15 protein-coding genes and 1 tRNA gene are annotated in these 17,668 nt (G+C 63.9%); 3 read left to right on the top strand and 13 right to left on the bottom strand.

All coding sequences use genetic code 11. The features are described 5' to 3' along the window. From R2N16_RS22905 to R2N16_RS22890, 4 genes are all read right to left on the bottom strand, one after another. Positions 1-271, bottom strand: a 271-nt coding sequence (locus R2N16_RS22905) for a PAS domain-containing protein (protein ID WP_316668906.1), incomplete at its 3' end; no start/stop codon positions are given. Between the two features lie 365 nt (positions 272-636). Further along, entirely contained in the window at positions 637-2,145 is a 1,509-nt protein-coding gene (mctP, locus tag R2N16_RS22900; protein ID WP_316668915.1) for a monocarboxylate uptake permease MctP, read from the bottom strand. Further along, positions 2,145-2,324, bottom strand: coding sequence for a DUF3311 domain-containing protein (locus R2N16_RS22895; protein WP_009240236.1), 180 nt, complete (start codon positions 2,322-2,324; stop codon positions 2,145-2,147). Before R2N16_RS22895 ends, mctP begins: the two co-directional genes overlap by 1 nt. A gap of 991 nt (positions 2,325-3,315) precedes the next feature. Then, positions 3,316-4,677, bottom strand: a complete 1,362-nt coding sequence (locus tag R2N16_RS22890) for an MFS transporter (RefSeq protein WP_316668904.1) — start codon at positions 4,675-4,677, stop codon at positions 3,316-3,318. Positions 4,678-4,827: 150 nt separating this feature from the next. Here R2N16_RS22890 and R2N16_RS22885 point away from each other — a divergent pair, with 150 nt between their 5' ends. Next, the gene (locus tag R2N16_RS22885) at positions 4,828-5,553 is read left to right on the top strand and encodes an ArsR/SmtB family transcription factor (protein ID WP_316668903.1); all 726 of its coding nucleotides are present in this window, start codon (positions 4,828-4,830) and stop codon (positions 5,551-5,553) included. 9 nt (positions 5,554-5,562) lie between these two features. Here the strand turns inward: R2N16_RS22885 and blaOXA are convergent, their stop codons facing one another. Beyond that, positions 5,563-6,390, bottom strand: coding sequence for an OXA-22 family class D beta-lactamase (gene blaOXA / locus R2N16_RS22880; RefSeq protein ID WP_316668900.1), 828 nt, complete (start codon positions 6,388-6,390; stop codon positions 5,563-5,565). Positions 6,391-6,560: 170 nt separating this feature from the next. Between blaOXA and R2N16_RS22875 the strand changes: the two genes are divergently transcribed. Then, positions 6,561-6,645: transfer RNA gene (locus R2N16_RS22875), tRNA-Leu, on the top strand. Positions 6,646-6,764: 119 nt separating this feature from the next. On the opposite strand, the gene R2N16_RS22870 is transcribed toward R2N16_RS22875, so the two are convergent. Then, positions 6,765-8,183 (bottom strand): diguanylate cyclase, encoded by a 1,419-nt coding sequence (locus tag R2N16_RS22870; protein WP_428984155.1) that lies wholly within the window; start codon positions 8,181-8,183, stop codon positions 6,765-6,767. Between the two features lie 363 nt (positions 8,184-8,546). On the opposite strand from R2N16_RS22870, the gene R2N16_RS22865 reads away from it, so the two are divergent. Then, a complete protein-coding gene (locus R2N16_RS22865; RefSeq protein WP_316668897.1) occupies positions 8,547-9,623 on the top strand; it encodes a glycosyl hydrolase family 18 protein in 1,077 nt (358 codons plus the stop codon). Here R2N16_RS22865 and R2N16_RS22860 read toward each other — a convergent pair. The 7 genes from R2N16_RS22860 to R2N16_RS22830 form a co-directional block, all read right to left on the bottom strand. Continuing rightward, positions 9,604-10,326: a hypothetical protein gene (locus R2N16_RS22860; protein ID WP_316668896.1), complete on the bottom strand. Its 723-nt coding sequence runs from the start codon at positions 10,324-10,326 to the stop codon at positions 9,604-9,606. The genes R2N16_RS22865 and R2N16_RS22860 overlap by 20 nt on opposite strands. A gap of 8 nt (positions 10,327-10,334) precedes the next feature. Then, a complete protein-coding gene (locus R2N16_RS22855) occupies positions 10,335-11,399 on the bottom strand; it encodes a hypothetical protein (protein ID WP_316668894.1) in 1,065 nt (354 codons plus the stop codon). A gap of 31 nt (positions 11,400-11,430) precedes the next feature. Then, a complete protein-coding gene (locus R2N16_RS22850) occupies positions 11,431-12,492 on the bottom strand; it encodes a hypothetical protein (RefSeq protein ID WP_316668892.1) in 1,062 nt (353 codons plus the stop codon). A gap of 71 nt (positions 12,493-12,563) precedes the next feature. Then, positions 12,564-13,859, bottom strand: a complete 1,296-nt coding sequence (locus R2N16_RS22845) for a glycosyltransferase family 2 protein (protein WP_316668890.1) — start codon at positions 13,857-13,859, stop codon at positions 12,564-12,566. A gap of 76 nt (positions 13,860-13,935) precedes the next feature. Further along, positions 13,936-15,306, bottom strand: coding sequence for a nucleotide sugar dehydrogenase (locus tag R2N16_RS22840; RefSeq protein ID WP_316668889.1), 1,371 nt, complete (start codon positions 15,304-15,306; stop codon positions 13,936-13,938). A 443-nt stretch (positions 15,307-15,749) separates the two neighbouring features. Continuing rightward, the gene (locus tag R2N16_RS22835) at positions 15,750-16,898 is read right to left on the bottom strand and encodes a DSD1 family PLP-dependent enzyme (protein ID WP_316668887.1); all 1,149 of its coding nucleotides are present in this window, start codon (positions 16,896-16,898) and stop codon (positions 15,750-15,752) included. A 9-nt stretch (positions 16,899-16,907) separates the two neighbouring features. Further along, positions 16,908-17,567: an HAD-IA family hydrolase gene (locus R2N16_RS22830; protein ID WP_316668885.1), complete on the bottom strand. Its 660-nt coding sequence runs from the start codon at positions 17,565-17,567 to the stop codon at positions 16,908-16,910. Positions 17,568-17,668: the final 101 nt, after the last annotated feature.

Raw genomic sequence — 17,668 nt, 5'->3', positions numbered from 1 at the left:
CCTGGCCCTCGCCCAAACCCACCACCACCCCCCCGCCTGGGCCGGCGGCTGCAGCCCGCGCGCCGGGGGCGCCCCCCGCGCCTCGGCCCTCCGGCGGATACAACTGCGCGAGTGGCTGGCCAACAATCTCGTCCGACCGATAGCCCTGAATGCGCTCGCCGCCCGGATTCCACGTCGCGACAATGCCGTGGAGCGACAGTGCAAAGACGGCGTAATCCGAGGTGGATTCGGCCCACAGCCGCAGCCATGCAGAGCCAAATTCGGAGGACAAGGAAGCGGCGTCGTTCATTCAGGTACCAGGTAAAGGTGCAAACGCCGCAAGGGGTATATGTTTGGGCCAGCAACGAATGTGCCCATGGCCTGTCCCCCCGTACAGCGGCGCGGTCTGGGGGGTGCGAGCCGGAGACCCGTCTCAGCGCCCCAGCTAGCAAGCGGAACGCAGTTTGCATACCTCGCAGCCGCCGAACGGGTCAGCGACCCTTTCCACCGTGTGGGCAATGGCCCCCCGCTGCGCACACCACGCCGTCTCGACATGGCTTTCGCAACCCATCAAGAGATCCCTGACGGGGAATTCACCCAAAAAAAAAGCCGGCACCCTGAGGTACCGGCCCTTTCACTTGCAGATCGCAGCGTCGATCAACCGGCCTGACGCAGTGCCGCTGCTTGTTCTCCGCGCTTACCCATCAACAATTGCACCACCACCGCAACGATGATGTTGAAGGCCAGTGCCGCCAGGCCCGTGTAGATGGAGTACTTGTCCCCGCCAATCACAAAGGTGTGCACGGGCTTGATGCCGTCGGAGAAGGCCAGCCAGCTGCCGGCAATCATGCCCGCCGCCCAACCGGCCAGCAGCGCCGGTGCGCGGAAGCGGTTCGAGAGGTTGAACAGCCCGAACACCACCGACGGGAAGGTCTGCACGATCCACACGCCGCCCAGCAGTTGCAGGTCCAGCGCGAACTTGGTCGGCAGGAACAGGATGAACACCAGGGCGCCCGCCTTGACGATGAGCGAGATCACCTTGGCGACCTTTTCCTCGCCCGCGTGCGACAGGTCCGGCGCCACGTAGGGCTTCCAGAAGTTGCGCGTGAACAGGTTGGCCGCACCAATCGACATGACGGCCGCCGGCACCAGCGCACCGATGGCGATGGCCGAGAACGCAAAGCCCGTGAACCAGCTCGGGAACAGCGCGTTGAACAGCGCGGGCACGACGTCGTTGTTGTTGGTGACCTTGATGCCCGCGGAGTAGGCCATGAAGCCCAGCAGCGCAATCAGGCCCAGCAGCACCGTATAGGCGGGCAGGAAGACGGCGTTCTTGCGGATGGTGTCTGCACTGCGCGCGGCAAAGATGCCGGTGAGCGTGTGCGGATACATGAACGCCGCCAGCGCCGAGCCAATCGCCAGCGTGGCGAACGGCAGGAACTGCGCGGGCTTGAGCGTGAGGCCCGTGGCGCCGCCCTTCACGGCAAACGCGTCGTGTGCATGCGCAAACACCGAACCGTAGCCGCCCAGCTTGGCCGGCACCAGCACCACCGCCACCAGCACCACGATGTAGATCATGATGTCTTTGACGAAGGCGATGAGCGCCGGAGCGCGCAGGCCAGCGGAGTACGTGTACAGCGCCAGGATGATGAAGGCGGCCGCCAGCGGCAGCTCGCCCGTCAGGCCCAGCGCCTTGATCACGACTTCCATGCCGATGAGCTGCAGGGCGATGTAGGGCATCGTCGCCACCACGCCCGTGAGCGCCACCGCAAACTCCAGCGGCCGCGAGCCGTAGCGGCCGTACACGGCATCAGCCGCCGTGACGTGGCCGTTGGCATGCGCCACCTTCCACAGCTTGGGCATGATCAGGAAGACGATCGGGTACACCAGGATCGTGTACGGCAGCGCGAAGAAGCCATACGCGCCCACCGCATACACGAGTGCCGGCACGGCGATCACGGTGTAGGCGGTGTAGAAGTCGCCGCCCACCAGGAACCACGTGATCCAGGTGCCGAAGTTGCGGCCGCCCAGGCCCCACTCTTCAATGTGGGCGCCCTTGTCGGACTTGCCACGCTGCCAGCGCGAGGCGATGAAGCCCAGCACCGTGACCAGCGCGAAGAAGAAGATGAAGACCGCCAGCGCAGTCCAGTTGATTTGTCCGTCCATCATTCTTCTCCTTTGCTCTGACCGTTCTTGAAGACGATCCAGATCAGCAGCGAGGTGATCGGCACCCACAGGAACTGATACCAGTAGAAGAACGGAAAGCCGAAGAGCGTAGGCGTTTCCTGGTTGTAGAACGGCACCCACAGCAGGCCGATGAAAGGCAGTGCGAGCAAGAACTTCATGGGTTTGTCTCCTAGTTCGGGGACTTCGGATGTTGTTTTGAACAGGTGAGGTGCCACGCCCGATGCGTGACCAGACGGATGTCTGACGAAATGCTTTCCGCCTTTGTTGTTATCGGGCGCACTGTGATCGCGCGCCTTCTGGAAGACCATCCGCACCTGTACGCAGCAGCCACACGTAGTAGTACGTAGTAAGCGTAGACTTTTCGCGTGAAATAACCAATCGCTAAGGTGGGCGCGGGTTTCCTAGGGTTTTCACGAATTCCTGTCACGACAGACAGCCGTCGAATGCGTGAGCAAAAATCGCAAGCCGCCACGGTGCCGCATGGCACCAAGCACAACGGGGAGCCGCAGTGGCTCCCCGTTGATTGTTGTGGCGCAGCATAAGCCCTGGCGTGTCCAGGGTTTCTGCAGGGTGCAGTGTTGCCGCGTTGCTGCCGGCTTACCCGTTCCAGCGGATGCCGAGCTTACCGTCGTAGCCATGCAGGCTGCCGTCCGAGCGTATCAAGCTGGACCTACAGCGCTGGACCCGACACACCAAGTCCCGAATTCCGGACCGCCGACGTGCGACTCGGCAAATAAAGACGGAATTGACGGTTCACCCGTCCAACTCAATTCAAATCGGATCAACTCAAACGAGGATTTTTCATTTTTATTTTTCGCCTCTTTTTAAATACGCCGCAATTTACCCCGCATTGGAATCTTTAAAGGAAATCGTTTGCCACAGACCCCACAAATGGCTTACTCATCAGGAAAAACCCGTACATCACATCTGCATTCAAGCACCCGTTTCTTTAGAGCAAACACTCAAAATCGCGTGGTGTTTTAAATTTGTTTTCAATCTGATCAAAGAAATTCTTGTAAGGTGGGTTCTGTCGCACGCATTCACATCCCACTTAGCCCGGCAATCCCCTCGCCGGGTATTTTTTTGGGCGGTGTTGCAGAGGGCCCTGCCTGCGACCCTCTGTCGTCAACCTGGGACATTGCACAGCGCTCAGTGGCGATCCGCACCATGACGCCACGCCACAGCGGCGCACGCGAGCTGTACTGCGCCACCGCACAACATGGCAACGCGCAACCCCGGTGCGCCGCTGCCGTACACGGCATACACCGCCCCCAGGATCGCCACGCCCAGCGTGGCCCCGCTCATGCGCGCCACGTTGACGAGCGCCGACGCCGTGCCCGAACGCTCCGGCCCCACGGCCCCCACTGCCGCCCCCATCAGCGGCCCGGTGGCAAAGCCCATGCCGAGCCCCGTGAGTGCCAGCCCGATGGCCGCCGGCACCACCGATGCCGCGCCGGCAGACGCCCCCAATGTGAGCAGCCCCAGTGCGATGATGCCCACCCCACCCGCCGTGGCCAGCCGCGCGCCATAGCGGCGCGCCACCGTGCCGGACACGGGCGACACCACCATGAAGACCAGCGCCATCGGCATCAGCGCAATGCCCGCGCCCATGACGTTCAAGCGCCCGGTGCTCTGCCACATGAGCGGCAGCAGAAAGAGTGCGCCGTACATGCCAAACGTCATGCCAGCCGTGGCGACAATGGCGCCCCGAAACGCGCGCACGCGAAAGAGTTCCAGCGGCACCAGCGCCTCGCTGCCATAGCGCGCCTCTACGCGGATGAACCACGCCAGCGCGATGAGCGCCACCGCCAGCACAGTCGCCCCCATAGCGGGCGCGTGATGCGCTTCGATGGCGGCAAAGGCCAGCCCGCCCAACGTGAAGGCGCCCAGCACCTGGGCCAGCGCATCGAAACGGCGGTGCGCGGCGTCGGACGATTCCGGCACCACGCGCACGGCCAGCACCATGATGGCCACGCTCACCGGCACCACCACCCAAAACACGGCACGCCAGCCGAAGTGCGTGACGAGCACACCGCCGGCCGTCGGCCCAATCGCCATGGCCAAGCCGTTGCATGCCGCCCAGATGCCCAGCGCATGTGCACGTTCGCGCGGGTCGCGCCACACCACCCGCAAGATCGCCAGCGATGCCGGCAGCAGCAACGACGCCCCCACCCCCGCCATGGCACGCGCACCTATCAGCCACCCGATCGACGGCGCCAGCGCGCACAGCACCGACGCCACCGAGAACACCGCCGCACCCGACACAAACGCCCGCCGCCGGCCGTACAGGTCAGCCAACAGGCCACCGCTGAGCAGCAGCGCGGCATAGGCGAGGTTGTAGGCGTCGATCACCCACTGCAGCGGGCCAACCGCTGCGTGGAAGAACTGGCCAATCGGGCGCACCGCCAGGTTGACGACGGCGGTGTCGATCTGCGCGACCAACACGGCCATCGACAGCACGCACAGCACCAGCCGCTTAGGTGTCGCGGTGTCGGCATGCGCTTGTTGCATCGTGATTCCATCCATCTCGGGGCCTTTGGCCTTGGGCTTGAGCAAGCGATGCCCCCAGCGTAGTGCCGGCACCCTGGGCAACGCTTCGATGCGTGTCGAAGCATCGCGGCGCGGGGCTCCCTAGAATGGCCACATGACGAGGAGTCCGACATGTCGCATCCGAACAGCTTTTCGGGCACGGCCTTCCTGATTGCCGACCCGGCACGGGCGGCCATGCTGACAGCGTTGCTCGATGGGCGCGCACTGCCTGCAGGCGAGCTGGCGCATACTGCCGGCGTCACCGCGCAGACGGCCAGTACGCACCTGGCCAAGTTGCTGGACGGTGGCTTGGTGGTGGTGGAAACCGAGGGGCGGCACAAGTACTTCAGGCTGGCCGGCGCGCATGTGGCGCAAGCTCTGGAACACCTGGCCGCCATCACGCCCGCAGCGGCCGTGCGCCGCGCCACACCCAGCCCGAAGGCGCGCGAGCTGGGCTTCTGCCGCTGCTGTTATGACCACCTCGCCGGGCAGGTGGGCGTGGCCGTCACGCAGGCGCTGCAATCACGCGGCTATCTGCTGCCGATGCCCGACAAGCAATACGAGATCACGCCCGCCGGCATCACCTGGTTTGGCGACGTGGGGCTCGACGTGCGGAACATTCGCCCGACGCGACGGGGGCTCGCCCGGCAGTGCCTGGACTGGACGGAGCGCACGCATCACCTGGCGGGGCCGCTGGGGGTGCAGTTCCTGCGTCGCCTGTGCGATGTTGGTTGGATGCTGCGCGCACGCGATTCACGCGCCGTGCTGGTCACGCCCAAGGGCTGGCAGGAACTGCATCAGCGCCTGGGCGTGGATGAGGCGACGGTGCGCAGCGAAGCCGAACACCGCCATGCATGACGCCGTCGATCAGTGCGCACCAAAGGCCAGCACTGCCGGCAAGCGCGCAAGCAGCGCATCGCGCGAGCGTATGCCCCCGGACGTCGGCTCAATCTTGTCGTCCTGGATCAGGTTGGCAAACACGTACGTTTTGTCGCCCTTCTTGGCCCAGCCGACAAACCAGCCATAAGCGTGCGCCTGATCCCACGTGCCGTCGGGTGAGGTATTGCCCGGCGCCGGGCCGGCGGTGCCCGTCTTGCCCTGCACGGCCCAGCCGCCCGGCACCTGCCAGGTCTGCACGGTACGGTCGAGCATCTCGTAGGTCCGCGCAGACACCGGCAATTGCCGGTTGACGATCTTGCGCATGAAGCCGACCTGCTCCTGGGGCGAGATCTTCAGCGACGAGGTGATCCACGAACGGTCCATGCCGTTGTTCTTGCCCGGGTCGCCGCTCACATCCATGTTGCCGTAGCCGAGCTTGCGCACGTATGCCTGGAAGGTCTGCGCGCCCATCGCATGCGTGATGCGCTGCGAATACCAGACCACCGAATATTTGAGCCACAGCGCCGGGTCGATGGGCTGGCGCCAGGCTTCGCCGCCCCAGTCGGGGTCACCGCGCCTGAAGTGCTCGACGGGGGCGTGTTCGTTTTTGAGGAAGCCGTGGTCGAAGCCCATGACGGCCAGGGCCAGTTTGAACGTGGAAGCAGGGGTCACACGCTCGTCGCACGTGCCTTCGTGCAAGACGGCCTGGCCCGTGGCGGCATCAGCAACGATCGTGCAGATCGGGTGCTCGGCGTGGGCCAACGTGGCAAGCGCGGCGAGCAGGGCGCCGGTGGCGGCGTGGCGGAGTTTCATCATCGTTCAACCTCATGTTGGGGGAATGCGGACAACTGCGCGGCAGCGTAGCAGCGAGGTTGCCGCCCTGCTGACCCCCACACGCGTAACTGCTGTAACGCTAGCGGAATAGCCGTTCAGAAAAGAAGGGCTTGCAAATTTTCCAGCGGTCGGTAGAATGCGCGGCTCACCTAGCCCAGGTGGCGGAATTGGTAGACGCACTAGTTTCAGGTACTAGCGGGTAACTCCGTGGAGGTTCGAGTCCTCTCCTGGGCACCAAACACAGTCCCAAGCAGTTCAGGGGCGACCAAAAACCCGCGTGGCGATGAGCCTCGCGGGTTTTTTGTTGTCCGGATGGATTCGGCGCGAGATGTATGGTCGCGTACGCGTGCGGGCAACTACGCCGGATTCAGCCTGGACCGGGCCACGCGGTTACGACCCGTTGCCTTCGCGTCGTACAGGGCTTCATCTGCAGCACGGATGACGGCCGACACGTCGACATCCTGTTCCGGCGTCCACGCTGCCGCGCCGATGCTGGCAGTCACCCGGCCATATTCGCTGGCCCTGTGCTCGATGGCGAGGTTGGCAATTGCCGCGCGTATTTTTTCGGCAATGGAGGCAGCGCCCTCCGGCGACGTATCCGGCAGGACCACAATGAACTCTTCACCGCCATACCGTGCAGCACTGTCGGTCGGTCGGCGAATATTGTCGCCAATGCACTTCGCGACCGCCGCCAAGGCATCGTCGCCCGCCTGGTGCCCGTAGGTGTCGTTGTACATCTTGAACCGATCAATATCGACGAACAGCAAGGACAGCACGCTGCGCGTTCGCTTCGCCCGACGCCATTCTTGATCGAGGATTTCGCCAAGGGTGCGGCGGTTGTTCAGCCCGGTCAGCCCATCTGTGCGGGCCAGCATGGCCAGCTCCGATTCCGCGCGCATGCGCCGCCGCAGTTGTGCCCCGAAAGCAAAGGACAGGCCGATGAAGCCCAGTGTCAGCGCGGCCATCAACGAGGCGATGACCAGCGCGCGATGCTCCCAAGCCGCGTAGATGTCGGTGTGTGCTTCGGCCACCATGATGATGAGCGGCAGGTTGGGCAGGTTCTTGAAGTAATACAGCCGCTCGACGCCATCGAGTGTCGATGTGTCAGAAAAACTTCCCTCCGGCGCCGACAGGAACTGCTTGAACGTACTGGCGTTGCGGATGTTGCGCCCAATGACCTTCGGATCGTAGGGCTGCCGCATGACCATTGCGCCGTCTCGTGCAATCAACGCCACCGATCCATGCGGCCCCAGTGACAGGGCAGCAAACAACTTCTGAAAATATTCGAGCTGGATCGCGATCAGAACGACGCCCGCGAACGAGCCGTCCGGCCGGGAAAGACGTCGACTCAGCGGAATGCTCGGCGCCCCATCCCGCAACCGAGACGAGTAGGGATCGCCAACGTACAGGCCGACGTTGGGATTGTCCCGGTGGACTTTGAAGTATTCGCGATCGGAGAAGTTGGCTTTGCGCGGTACATCGCCAGCGGAATCGATGACGATATTGCCCTGGGCGTCCAGCACAAGCATCGAGCCCAGATACGTTGCGGTTGCGGCGCGGTCGAACAAGGCGAAGCCACGCAACCGGGGCGAGGCATTCATCACTTCGGAGTCGTTCACGCCATCGACGACGGCCTGGAGCGACAGCGCGTAGAGTTCGAAATTTCTTTCGATGTCCCGCTCCGCCAGAAGCGCAAGGTTGCGTGATGTTTCGGTGGCGCGGGCCATCGCATCCAGCCGGCTCTCGTACAGCACCACCGTGCAGATCACCACCATCGATAGCGCGATGACAACGCCTGCAGCCACGATTGCATGGGGCGTTGTCACCCAGCGGTGATCCCAAAAGGACGAAAGCCAACGAAGTCGATTGGTCTTGTTACTGTCCTTCACCGTGATCGCCATATTCGTGTGCTCTTGTCAGGAAGACCGCGAAACCCCCGAATACATCAACGCCACCCTTGCCGTGGCAAGCCCGTCAGAAGCAGTCTAGAAGATCCGACAATGCTTCGTGCCTGACAGCCGATTCAAACGCCTGATTTCAACATCGCCCTAGGCGATATGGCTGAGACGTCGGCGTCTCAAGGTTCCAGAGGCCCGACCGATAAACCCCGAGAGAACAAAAAACGAACGGGGTTTCACATGAAGATTGTCGGTTTGGTCAGCGCAGCGTGCGTCGCACTCATGCTTTCCGGATGCGGTGGCGGCGACGGCGCATCCGGCTCGGGCGCCGCTGTGCAGACGAACACCCCCACGACGTCCACCAAGACCGCCGCGGCCGCGCCCAAGGTGCTGCTGGGCTACGCATTGGGCAGCTCCACGTCGATGGCGTCGGCCATGAACGCGGCCACGCCGGTCACTGCCGTCTCAGTGGATGTGATCCGTGCCGATGCAAACGGTGGTTTGAATGGCACGCTGCCTACGGCGCTGCTCTCCAGCAACCAGGCGGCGGGTAAGCTTTCATACGCGTGTATCACGAATTTCGGCACCGATTTCGACCCCGTCATTGCGCACGGCGCGCTCGTCACCAACCGCGCGACAACGCTGCAGAACATCGTCACGCTGGCCAAGACGCAGAACCTGGCCGGCATCAATCTCGACTTCGAGGGCCTGTACACCAGCGATCGTGACGCCTACACCAGCTTCGTCGCCGATCTGGCTACGCAACTGCACGCCAACCATTCCACGCTGATGCTCAGCCTGCCGGCAAAGAGCGCAGACGTGATCGGCAACACGTGGACGTGGCCGTACGATTACGCCGCACTGGGCCAGAGCGCCGATTTCATCCAGGTGATGACCTACGACGAGCACATCCCCAGCGGCCAACCCGGCCCGGTGGCCGGCAGCGACTGGATGCTCGCCGCGCTGCAGTACGCCGCGAGCCTCGTGCCGTCGACCAAGCTGCTGCTGGGCCTGCCAGCCTATGGCTACGACTGGAATCGCACACGGAACACAGGCACCTCGGTCGCCTTCAAGGACATCCCCACGCTGATTGCCACAACCGGCGCGACGGCCCAATGGGACGCCGCCACGCAATCAGGCCATTTCAACTACACCGCCACCGACGGCAGCGCGCACGAGGTCTGGTACGAGACAGCGCAAGGCCTGCAGACCAAGGCCGCCCTGGCCAATACGCTCAACCTGGCGGGCGTGTCGATGTGGGTGCTGGGCGCAGAAGACACGAGCTTCTGGGGCGCCGTCACCGCTGCGATTCACTAGGCGACCGGCGGGGCGTAAAGCGAAACGCCCGCATCACGAATTCCACCGGCTGCCCGTTCTGCGGCGGCTTGCCCCGGAACAGCCACAGGTTCAACTGGATACGCGCGTCGCCCGCCTCGGGCACGCCCGCGGTGCGCGACCAGTGCTGCAACACCGTGCCGTCGGCGGCCATGGCGCTGAACTCGGCCAAGCCGCGCTCCCAATGGATGCGATAGGTCACGTGCCCCTGATTGACCTCAAACCTGCGCAGCGTGTCCGGCGCACCGGAGGGCTGCACGACAAACTGGGCGTTGTTCGGCTCGCCCGGCCGCGCCCAGTAGGACAGCTCCACGTCCAGCTCGCGGTGCGCCTGTTCCGGGGCGCTGCTGTAGGTGAAGAAACCGAAGACGGCCTGCCGGTCCATGCCGAACGGATTGGTTTCCACCTCAAGCTCGTAGGTGCCGTAGCCCAGCGGACGCGAGAGCGTGACCTCGGCGCTGTGCCAGCCCTGCCCCGCCTTGACGATGGCCATGCGCAAACGCCCTTGTGCATCAACGTGCACCGCATCCAGCCCATCCGAAAATATGTTGGGGCCCGGCCCGCTCAACTGGTCGCCGGATGAACGCACCACCCACTGCTGATCGGAGAACGTGATCTCTCGGGCCGTTGCTACCGTGCACGTGCACGCAAGCCCCGCGAGCAGACATGCCAATCGGCGCAGCATGGCGGGTCTCACAGCAGCAGCGGCTTGCGGCCGAAGAAAACGACGCGGCTGGTGCTCGACGCCGGCTCGGTGAATGTCACCTCGACGAGTTTGCCTTTGAGGTCGTAGCGGAACAGCGGATGTTTTGCGTATTCTTCGGCGTCGTAGGTGGCCGCCACCTTGCCGACCTGCTTGCATAGGAAGATCTGCAGAACGCAGTCATAGACAGGCTCGCCGGGCTTAGCACGCTCCATGTTCTCGTACGGCACGAAGGCCACCGACACCGGTTGTGTGAGCGCCTTGTAATACGGCGAGCGCATGGCCACCGCCAGGATACGCTCCGACTCCTTGATGCCCGCGCGCAGCACGCCCAGATTGCCCTGTGCCGAATCGATTTCGGCCTTGAGCTGCATGCGCGAGAAAATCATCTGCTGCGTCTGTGCCAGCGTGGTCATGGTCTGCAGGTCATCCGCCGCGCCGCCCAGAGTGGACATCACCGCACGGCTCTGCGTGGAGTTCACGCCCACCTGCACTGCAGCGATCTTGGAATCCGTCAATGCATTGGCCGACGATTGCAGCGTCACCATGCGCGCGGCAGCGTCTTCCTTGGAGATGAGGCCCGCGCGCATCTCCGCATCGGTCGAAGCCATCATGCCCTTGAGCTGCGCGTGCGCGCGCTCGCTGTCGGCGATGTCGCCGAACTTGAGGCTCACCAGCCGCCCGAGGTTTTTCGACACACGCGACATGTTTTGGATCTGGCGCTGCTGCGCTTCGGTGGTGCGCGCGATCAACGCATCGAGCGCCTGCAGCCCTTCTTGCTTGACAGCGAGCTGCGCGGTGAGGTCTACCAAGTCTGTGCGCTGCTTGTCGAGCTGTGCACGCAGTTGCGCCACCTGCGGTTGATACGACAGCACGCGCTCCTGCGCGGGCGAGATCACGAGGGGTGCGCCCCAGTTGGTGCTCTGCAGGTAGAAGAAAAGTAGCGCGATGTAGCCGAAGATGCCGCCAATGATGGCAATCAGCACAAAGAAGGAAGCCAGCCGATAGACGACGAGCATCTTCGACTGAAAGTAGTTGGAGAAGGCGGCAATCATGAAGGTGCCCCGCAGGTTGGTGGATTCGGAATCAGTTGGTCGGATTGGCCTTGAGCCATGTGCGGATGTCCTGGATGCGCGCGTTGCTGGCGGCCAGCTCGGCCGAGGTGGTCAGACTCTCCACCGACATGTTGCGCAGCAGGCGGCGCGAAGCATTGGTGTCCACGCCCTGGGCGCGTTCGATCATCGTGCGGATAGCCGTGTTGCGTTGCTCCAGGCTGTTTTGGCGCAGGGTTTCGGCGCTCAGCACGCCTTCGAGCGACTGGCGCATGCGCTGGACTTGCCGATACGCGCCGTCGCGCTGTTCGGCAACCAGCTTTGCGGTGAGTTCGCCCACGCGGTCCGACGCGCGCACGGAAGCGTCATAGCCGAAGCTGCGCGATGCGGTGAGCCCGATGAATGGTGACTGCGAACCGGACGTGAAGTCGTGACGCATGCCGGCCAGGATGGTGACGTCCCAGCCGAGCGTGGCGCTCACGCGCGAGGCCAGTTGCGCAGCGCGCGCCTGGGCAGTGGCGTTTTGGCTCACGAGTTCGCTCAGCGGGCCTTGCGCGGGTTCGGCGGCGGTGGACAGTTCGACCTCACGTTGGCGCAGTGCGGCCATATCCATCGCAATACCGTCGCGCAGGCGCAGCGCCGCTGTGAGGTCGGCCAGCGTGGCGTCATTGCTCGCCAGCAACGCTTGTTCGGTAGCGAGGTTGCGCTCGGCAGATTGCAGCGCGCGCTCCAAGCCCTGTTTCCGCTCCGCCAATGAACGCAGCTCGATCTTGGCGGGCACGCCGTCCACCGATTCCTTGAGCGCAAGGCCAGAGCGATAGGCCTCGCACTCTGCCGCTGCGCGTTCCTGCACCAAACCCGCCCGGCGCGCCTGCGACAGACTCTTGCTTACACCGGCCGACACGACTTTGTTCGAGATGGATGGATTGCCCACATTGACGAAGGCGTACGGCGCGTCGAGCACCTTCGACTCCGCGTCGGCCTGCACACCCGACAGCTCGCAGAACAGATCGGCCTCGCCCGCCACTGCGAGCATCGGCAACACCGCGCACGTAAGAAACACTGCGCCCTTCCAGCGCATAGAACGACGAACCATGTCTGAGCTCCCCCGGCCGTCTCCGCGTACTGCTCTGTGAAGCCGGCGCGTTCGATTTGTTTTTTTGTGTGTCAGCCTTGTTGTGGCTGCATGCCTTCAAGTTCGGCGCCGTCCTCCGCGGTGCCGGCGGATTCCTCCGGTTTCTTGGATACGCGCGTGCCCCAGCTGCTTGAGTCCATCGTGAAGATGGCCATCATTGCGCACGTGACCGTGCCCGCCAGCGCCCATGCCGCAATAAACGGCAGCAGCGGCAGCGGTCCGCCCTTCACTGCCTGATCGGGTGCGCACCGCTTGGCCCAGAAATGCACGCCAAACAGGAACGGCGCGAACACCGTGTACGTGAACACCTGGTGCGACACGATCCACTCCAGCGCGTTGCCCGAGGCGATGGCGAACACGAACGTGAACAGCATCAGGTAGTTCACCGTCTCGGGCAGGATCAGGTTCATGGCCGAGAGCGGATGGACGTTGCGCGCGTGCCGGCCCAGCGTACGCAGCGTAAGCAAGTAGTCCTGCGTGCCGCTGCGGCGCCAGCGCCACTGCTGCGTGAAGAACTTGCGGAAGGTGGTCGGCACCTCGGTCCAGCAGATGGCATCGAGATTCACCGCAGTCTGATAGCCGCGCAGCATCAGCAGGTGCGTCATGTAGCGGTCTTCACCGGCCGAGAACTTGGCGCCCAGGAAGTTGCACGTCTTCACGTCGTCTTCAATCTCGAAAAACGCATCGCGGCGGATGGCAAACAGGCAACCGCTGATGCACGTGACATTGCGCAGGCGGTTCTGGAACATCTTCATCACCTTGTAGGCGTAGAAGTACACCGTGGCCTGGGTTTTGGTGACGAGGTTCTCGTTGACGTTGCTCACGCGCACGTGCCCGCCCACCGCCGCGATCTTGTCCGACGTAAACGACGCCACCAGCTCGCGCACCGCATCGGGGTGGAAGGTGCAATCGCTGTCGATGCAGATGAAGATGTCTGCGCTGTTGGCGATGTTGGCCGCGCGGTTCAGCGCTTCGTACTTGCCCTTGTTCACGGGCTGCCGATACGCGGCGATCCTGACCGCACCCGAGAAATCGCGCTGCGCTTTCTGGATCCATTCCCAGCTGTCGTCGGTAGAGTGGTCATCCACCGCAACGATCTCCAGCAGCCCGGTCGGATAGTTCGACTCGCTGATGCTCTTGATCGTGTCGTATGCGTGCGGGCCTTCGTTAAAGCAAGGCAGCAGCACCGACACGCGGCGCTGCTGGGTGTAGTCCTTCGCCAGGAAGGTTTCCTTGCGCCAGACAATCACGCACAACAGCGGGATCAGGTACAGCAAGGCCGACAGCACCCAGCCGAGTGAAAGGGTCAGCAGCAGATATGCATCCATGAACAAGCCAGGGCGATAGAAAAAAACGGAGAAACAGAAAGAAAAGGAAAGGCGGGGGCCAGGCCCCGCACGCACCTCAAGGCCGCCAGAGCACAGCGCGATCCGGGCATGTATTCCGATCCAGCACCGCCTTGAGATCGCTCACCACGAACGGCGACCCGGGTCGGGCGAGCGACTCCACCAGCGCCCAGCCGCCCTCGCGGTACTCGGTGTGCGGCACAGCCAGCACGATGGCGTCGGCAGGCTTGGCATCGGCCAGCCGCGTGAGGCGGAAGCCGTATTCGTGCGCCACTTCGTTGCTGTCCGCAAATGGGTCGATCACCTGTGTGCGAATGCCCAGCGCGCCGAGCTTTTTCACGATGTCGGCCACCTTGGAGTTGCGGATGTCCGGCACGTCTTCCTTGAACGTGGTGCCCAGGATGGTGACAAGCGTGTGCGGCCCAAGCAGGTGGCACTGCGTCATGCGCCGCATGAGCTGGTCGACCACGAACTGCGACATGCTGTCGTTCGTCTCGCGCGCAGCCAGGATCAGGCTCGCGTTGAAGCCGCACGACGCCGCCTTGTGCGTCAGGTAATACGGATCGACCGAAATGCAGTGCCCGCCCACGAGCCCCGGGCGGAAATCCAGGAAGTTCCACTTGCTGCGAGCGGCAGCCAGCACGTCGTGCGTATCCACGCCGAGCGCGGCCAGCAGTTGCGACACCTCGTTCATCAGTGCGATGTTTACGTCGCGCTGCGTGTTCTCCAGCACCTTGGCGGCCTCGGCCACCTTGATGCTCGTGGCCGGATGCACCTGCGTGACAGCACCGTAGAGGCTCACCAGCGCCTGGAGCGTTTCGGGCGTGTCGCCGGCCACGATCTTGGTCATCGTGGTGAGCGTGTGCACGCGGTCGCCTGGGTTGATGCGCTCGGGCGAATAGCCTACGTGGAAATCCTTCAGATGCTTCAGGCCGCTGTGGCGCTCCAGCAGCGGGATGCAGATCTCTTCGGTCACGCCGGGGTAGACGGTGCTTTCATACACCACGACCGCGCCGCGCTTCATGTGCTTGCCCACCGAGACGGACGCCTGCATCACGGGGTTGAGATCGGGCACGCGAGCCTGGTCCACGGGCGTGGGCACCGTCACGACAATCACGTCGGCCTGGCCGAGCACGGCGGCGTCGGTGGTGAAGCGCGCGCCGGATTCCAGCAGCTCGTTGCCGGTCAGCTCGTTGGTGCGATCGCGTCCTTCGCTCAGCTCGGCGACGCGCGTGGCGTCAATGTCGAGCCCGGACACGGCAAAGTGCTTCGAGAACGCCACGGCCAGCGGCGCACCCACATAGCCGAGACCGACCACCGCAATCTTGACTGTGGCCGGCTCGACCGCCGGCGCTACCGGATCCGGCCAGCGCGGCGCCGGCTTGATGAACAGATTTTCTGCAAACGTCGACTCGCCACCCAGTGACATCGCCCGCTCCCCTCGTTGAATCAGACCGGCTACCCGTGGGCCGACCCGTTGTGATGGTTCACGCAGACGCAGTTCCGGCGGCGGCTGAGGACCATTTTTATGAGGGGCAATTCTGCAAAGTGCGTGCCATGCGCGGTTGCAACATCACCTAAATCAGATGAAAACGTTGCCGCGCAAGGCGATGCGGGCAGGGCAACGTGTCGGAATCATCAACGAAAAGCGCGCCGTACGGCACTTAAAAACGTTTCGCGTTACGTAACGCCGCGCACACCGATTATGCGTTCTGCAGAAATAATCACGAGTTCCGCATAATTGGATGTGTCATGCAAGCGAGCAATGACACAAGTGCAAACGCCCGGCCGCCGCCCATTCGGCGGCACCGCTGCCGGCGGCACGCGAGAATGCAGTGGCCTACATCACCAAAGGCTTGCCAGGCGCACGACTCACCAGCCGTGGAACCGCCCCCACGTCTGCACCCCGCCGCGCGACGACACCGCCTGATACTCCGGGAACTGCGCCCCCGTGGCGCACGCGTGGTTCGGCAGCACACGCAGCTTCGTGCCCACAGGAAAACGCGCCACCAGGTCTTCACGTACCGAGCCATCGCTGCCCGCCAGAATGCCGTGCTCCTGGTTCGCACCGATCAGCATGAGCCCGTCGAGCGGCGTGCCGTCGAGCGCGCAAGGCTGCCCGTAGCCGAAGTCATGCGACTGCTTGGCGGTGCCGCGGTCACGGCTCATCGCCATCCATCCGGCATCAACAATCACCCAGCCTTTCTCAGGCTGATGGCCTATCACCGTGGTCAGCACGCTCAGGGCGATCTCGTCCATCGCGCACACGCCCACGTTGTGCATGACCAGATCGAAGAACACGTAGACGCCGGCGCGCACCTCCGTCACGCCTTCGAGGTGCTCGGTGGCCAACGCCGTGGGAGTGGAGCCCACGCTCACTGCCGCGCACGGCACGCCGGCTTCACGCAGGCGCTGCGCCGCGCGCACGCAACCGGCGCGCTCCTGCTCGGCCAATGCGGCCAGCGCGGCGCGGTCGTTCAGGTCGTAGCTTGATCCGGCGTGCGTCATCACGCCGCCCACGCCGATGCCGCCGTCTTTCAGGATGCGGCCCACTTCCAGCAGCGCATCCTGCTCGGGCGTGATGCCGGAGCGGTGACCATCGGTGTCGACTTCAATCCACACTTCGCAGCGCGCATCGTGTGCGCGGGCGTAGTCGACCACAGCGCGGGCGGCCTGTGCGTTGTCGACGACGAGCTTGAGATCGCAGCCACGGTTGCGCAGCGCCATCGCGCGCGGCAGCTTGTTGGCGACAATGCCCACCGCGTACAGGATGTCCTTGATGCCGGCGGCAAAGAAGGCCTCGGCCTCCTTCAACGTCGAGACGGTAATGCCCTGCGCGCCGGCCGCCACCTGTGCACGTACCACATCGAGGCACTTGGTGGTCTTCACATGCGGGCGGAATTTCACGCCCAGCGCGTTCATGCGGTGCTGCATGCGCGCGATGTTGTGCTGCATGCGCGGCAGGTCAATCAGCGCAGCGGGGGTGTCGAGATTTTCAAGCGTGTGCGTGTCGATGGTCATGGTTACTCCTCATGCGGCAAAACGGCGGGCCCAGGGCAGCAGATCGTCCAGCGTGGGCGATGTGATGTCCGGCAGCCTGGCGCCCTCCACCGGCGCCAGGCCGATGCGGTTGTGCCAGTACGTGCGCAGCCCCACGGCCGCCGTGCCGAACATGTCGTAACTGGAACCCGCGACAAATGCCGCGTCGGCCGCCTTCACGCCAAGCTGTTCGAGCGCCATGCGATATGGCTTCGGGTCGGGCTTGTACACGCCCGCCTGCTCGGCCGTGATGACGACATCCCACGTGATGGGCAACAGCGCGGCGGCTTGCCGGCCCAACCGTTCCGAGCAGTTGGTGACAACAGCCAGCTTGCAGTGCGGCTGGAGCTGGGCCAGCGCTTGCGCAGCGCCGCTCCACGGGGCGAGCTGCAGCCAGTTGGCTTCCAGCGCTTCCGGCGCCGACGCGGCCAAGCCGACGTTCTGCGCGGCCTGCCGCACCATCGCCTCATAAGGGGCGTACGTGCCGCAGCCGTACGTGAGCCGCAGATACTCGGCGCGCCACGTGCGGCCAGCCTGCTCGGAACCGGCGGCGCGGTTCCACAACGACCATGAATCGAGCAGCGCGGTCAGCAGATCGAACAGGACGGCCTTGGGATAGCCGGAGTGGGAGGAAACCGTGGAAGACGTCACGTTTGTCACCTGCAAATCGGTGGAGATCGATGCAACCGATTGTAGGCACCGCACGCCGGCTTTCGGTGAAGCCGGTTTGAATCAAAGATTCAGTCTGGCTA

It is taken from the genome of Ralstonia psammae (genome assembly GCF_958405935.1).
Taxonomy (GTDB): Bacteria; Pseudomonadota; Gammaproteobacteria; order Burkholderiales; family Burkholderiaceae; genus Ralstonia; species Ralstonia psammae.
This window is presented reverse-complemented; position numbering and strand designations above follow the sequence as displayed.

What these genes read in the sequence shown, in the direction of transcription:
- mctP (WP_316668915.1), bottom strand. Translation starts at nt 2,145, where the DNA reads ATGGACGGACAAATCAACTGGACTGCGCTGGCGGTCTTCATCTTCTTC.
- R2N16_RS22895 (WP_009240236.1), bottom strand. Translation starts at nt 2,324, where the DNA reads ATGAAGTTCTTGCTCGCACTGCCTTTCATCGGCCTGCTGTGGGTGCCG.
- R2N16_RS22890 (WP_316668904.1), bottom strand. Translation starts at nt 4,677, where the DNA reads ATGCAACAAGCGCATGCCGACACCGCGACACCTAAGCGGCTGGTGCTG.
- R2N16_RS22885 (WP_316668903.1), top strand. Translation starts at nt 4,828, where the DNA reads ATGTCGCATCCGAACAGCTTTTCGGGCACGGCCTTCCTGATTGCCGAC.
- blaOXA (WP_316668900.1), bottom strand. Translation starts at nt 6,390, where the DNA reads ATGATGAAACTCCGCCACGCCGCCACCGGCGCCCTGCTCGCCGCGCTT.
- R2N16_RS22870 (WP_428984155.1), bottom strand. Translation starts at nt 8,183, where the DNA reads ATGGTGGTGATCTGCACGGTGGTGCTGTACGAGAGCCGGCTGGATGCG.
- R2N16_RS22865 (WP_316668897.1), top strand. Translation starts at nt 8,547, where the DNA reads ATGAAGATTGTCGGTTTGGTCAGCGCAGCGTGCGTCGCACTCATGCTT.
- R2N16_RS22860 (WP_316668896.1), bottom strand. Translation starts at nt 10,326, where the DNA reads ATGCTGCGCCGATTGGCATGTCTGCTCGCGGGGCTTGCGTGCACGTGC.
- R2N16_RS22855 (WP_316668894.1), bottom strand. Translation starts at nt 11,399, where the DNA reads ATGATTGCCGCCTTCTCCAACTACTTTCAGTCGAAGATGCTCGTCGTC.
- R2N16_RS22850 (WP_316668892.1), bottom strand. Translation starts at nt 12,492, where the DNA reads ATGGTTCGTCGTTCTATGCGCTGGAAGGGCGCAGTGTTTCTTACGTGC.
- R2N16_RS22845 (WP_316668890.1), bottom strand. Translation starts at nt 13,859, where the DNA reads ATGGATGCATATCTGCTGCTGACCCTTTCACTCGGCTGGGTGCTGTCG.
- R2N16_RS22840 (WP_316668889.1), bottom strand. Translation starts at nt 15,306, where the DNA reads ATGTCACTGGGTGGCGAGTCGACGTTTGCAGAAAATCTGTTCATCAAG.
- R2N16_RS22835 (WP_316668887.1), bottom strand. Translation starts at nt 16,898, where the DNA reads ATGACCATCGACACGCACACGCTTGAAAATCTCGACACCCCCGCTGCG.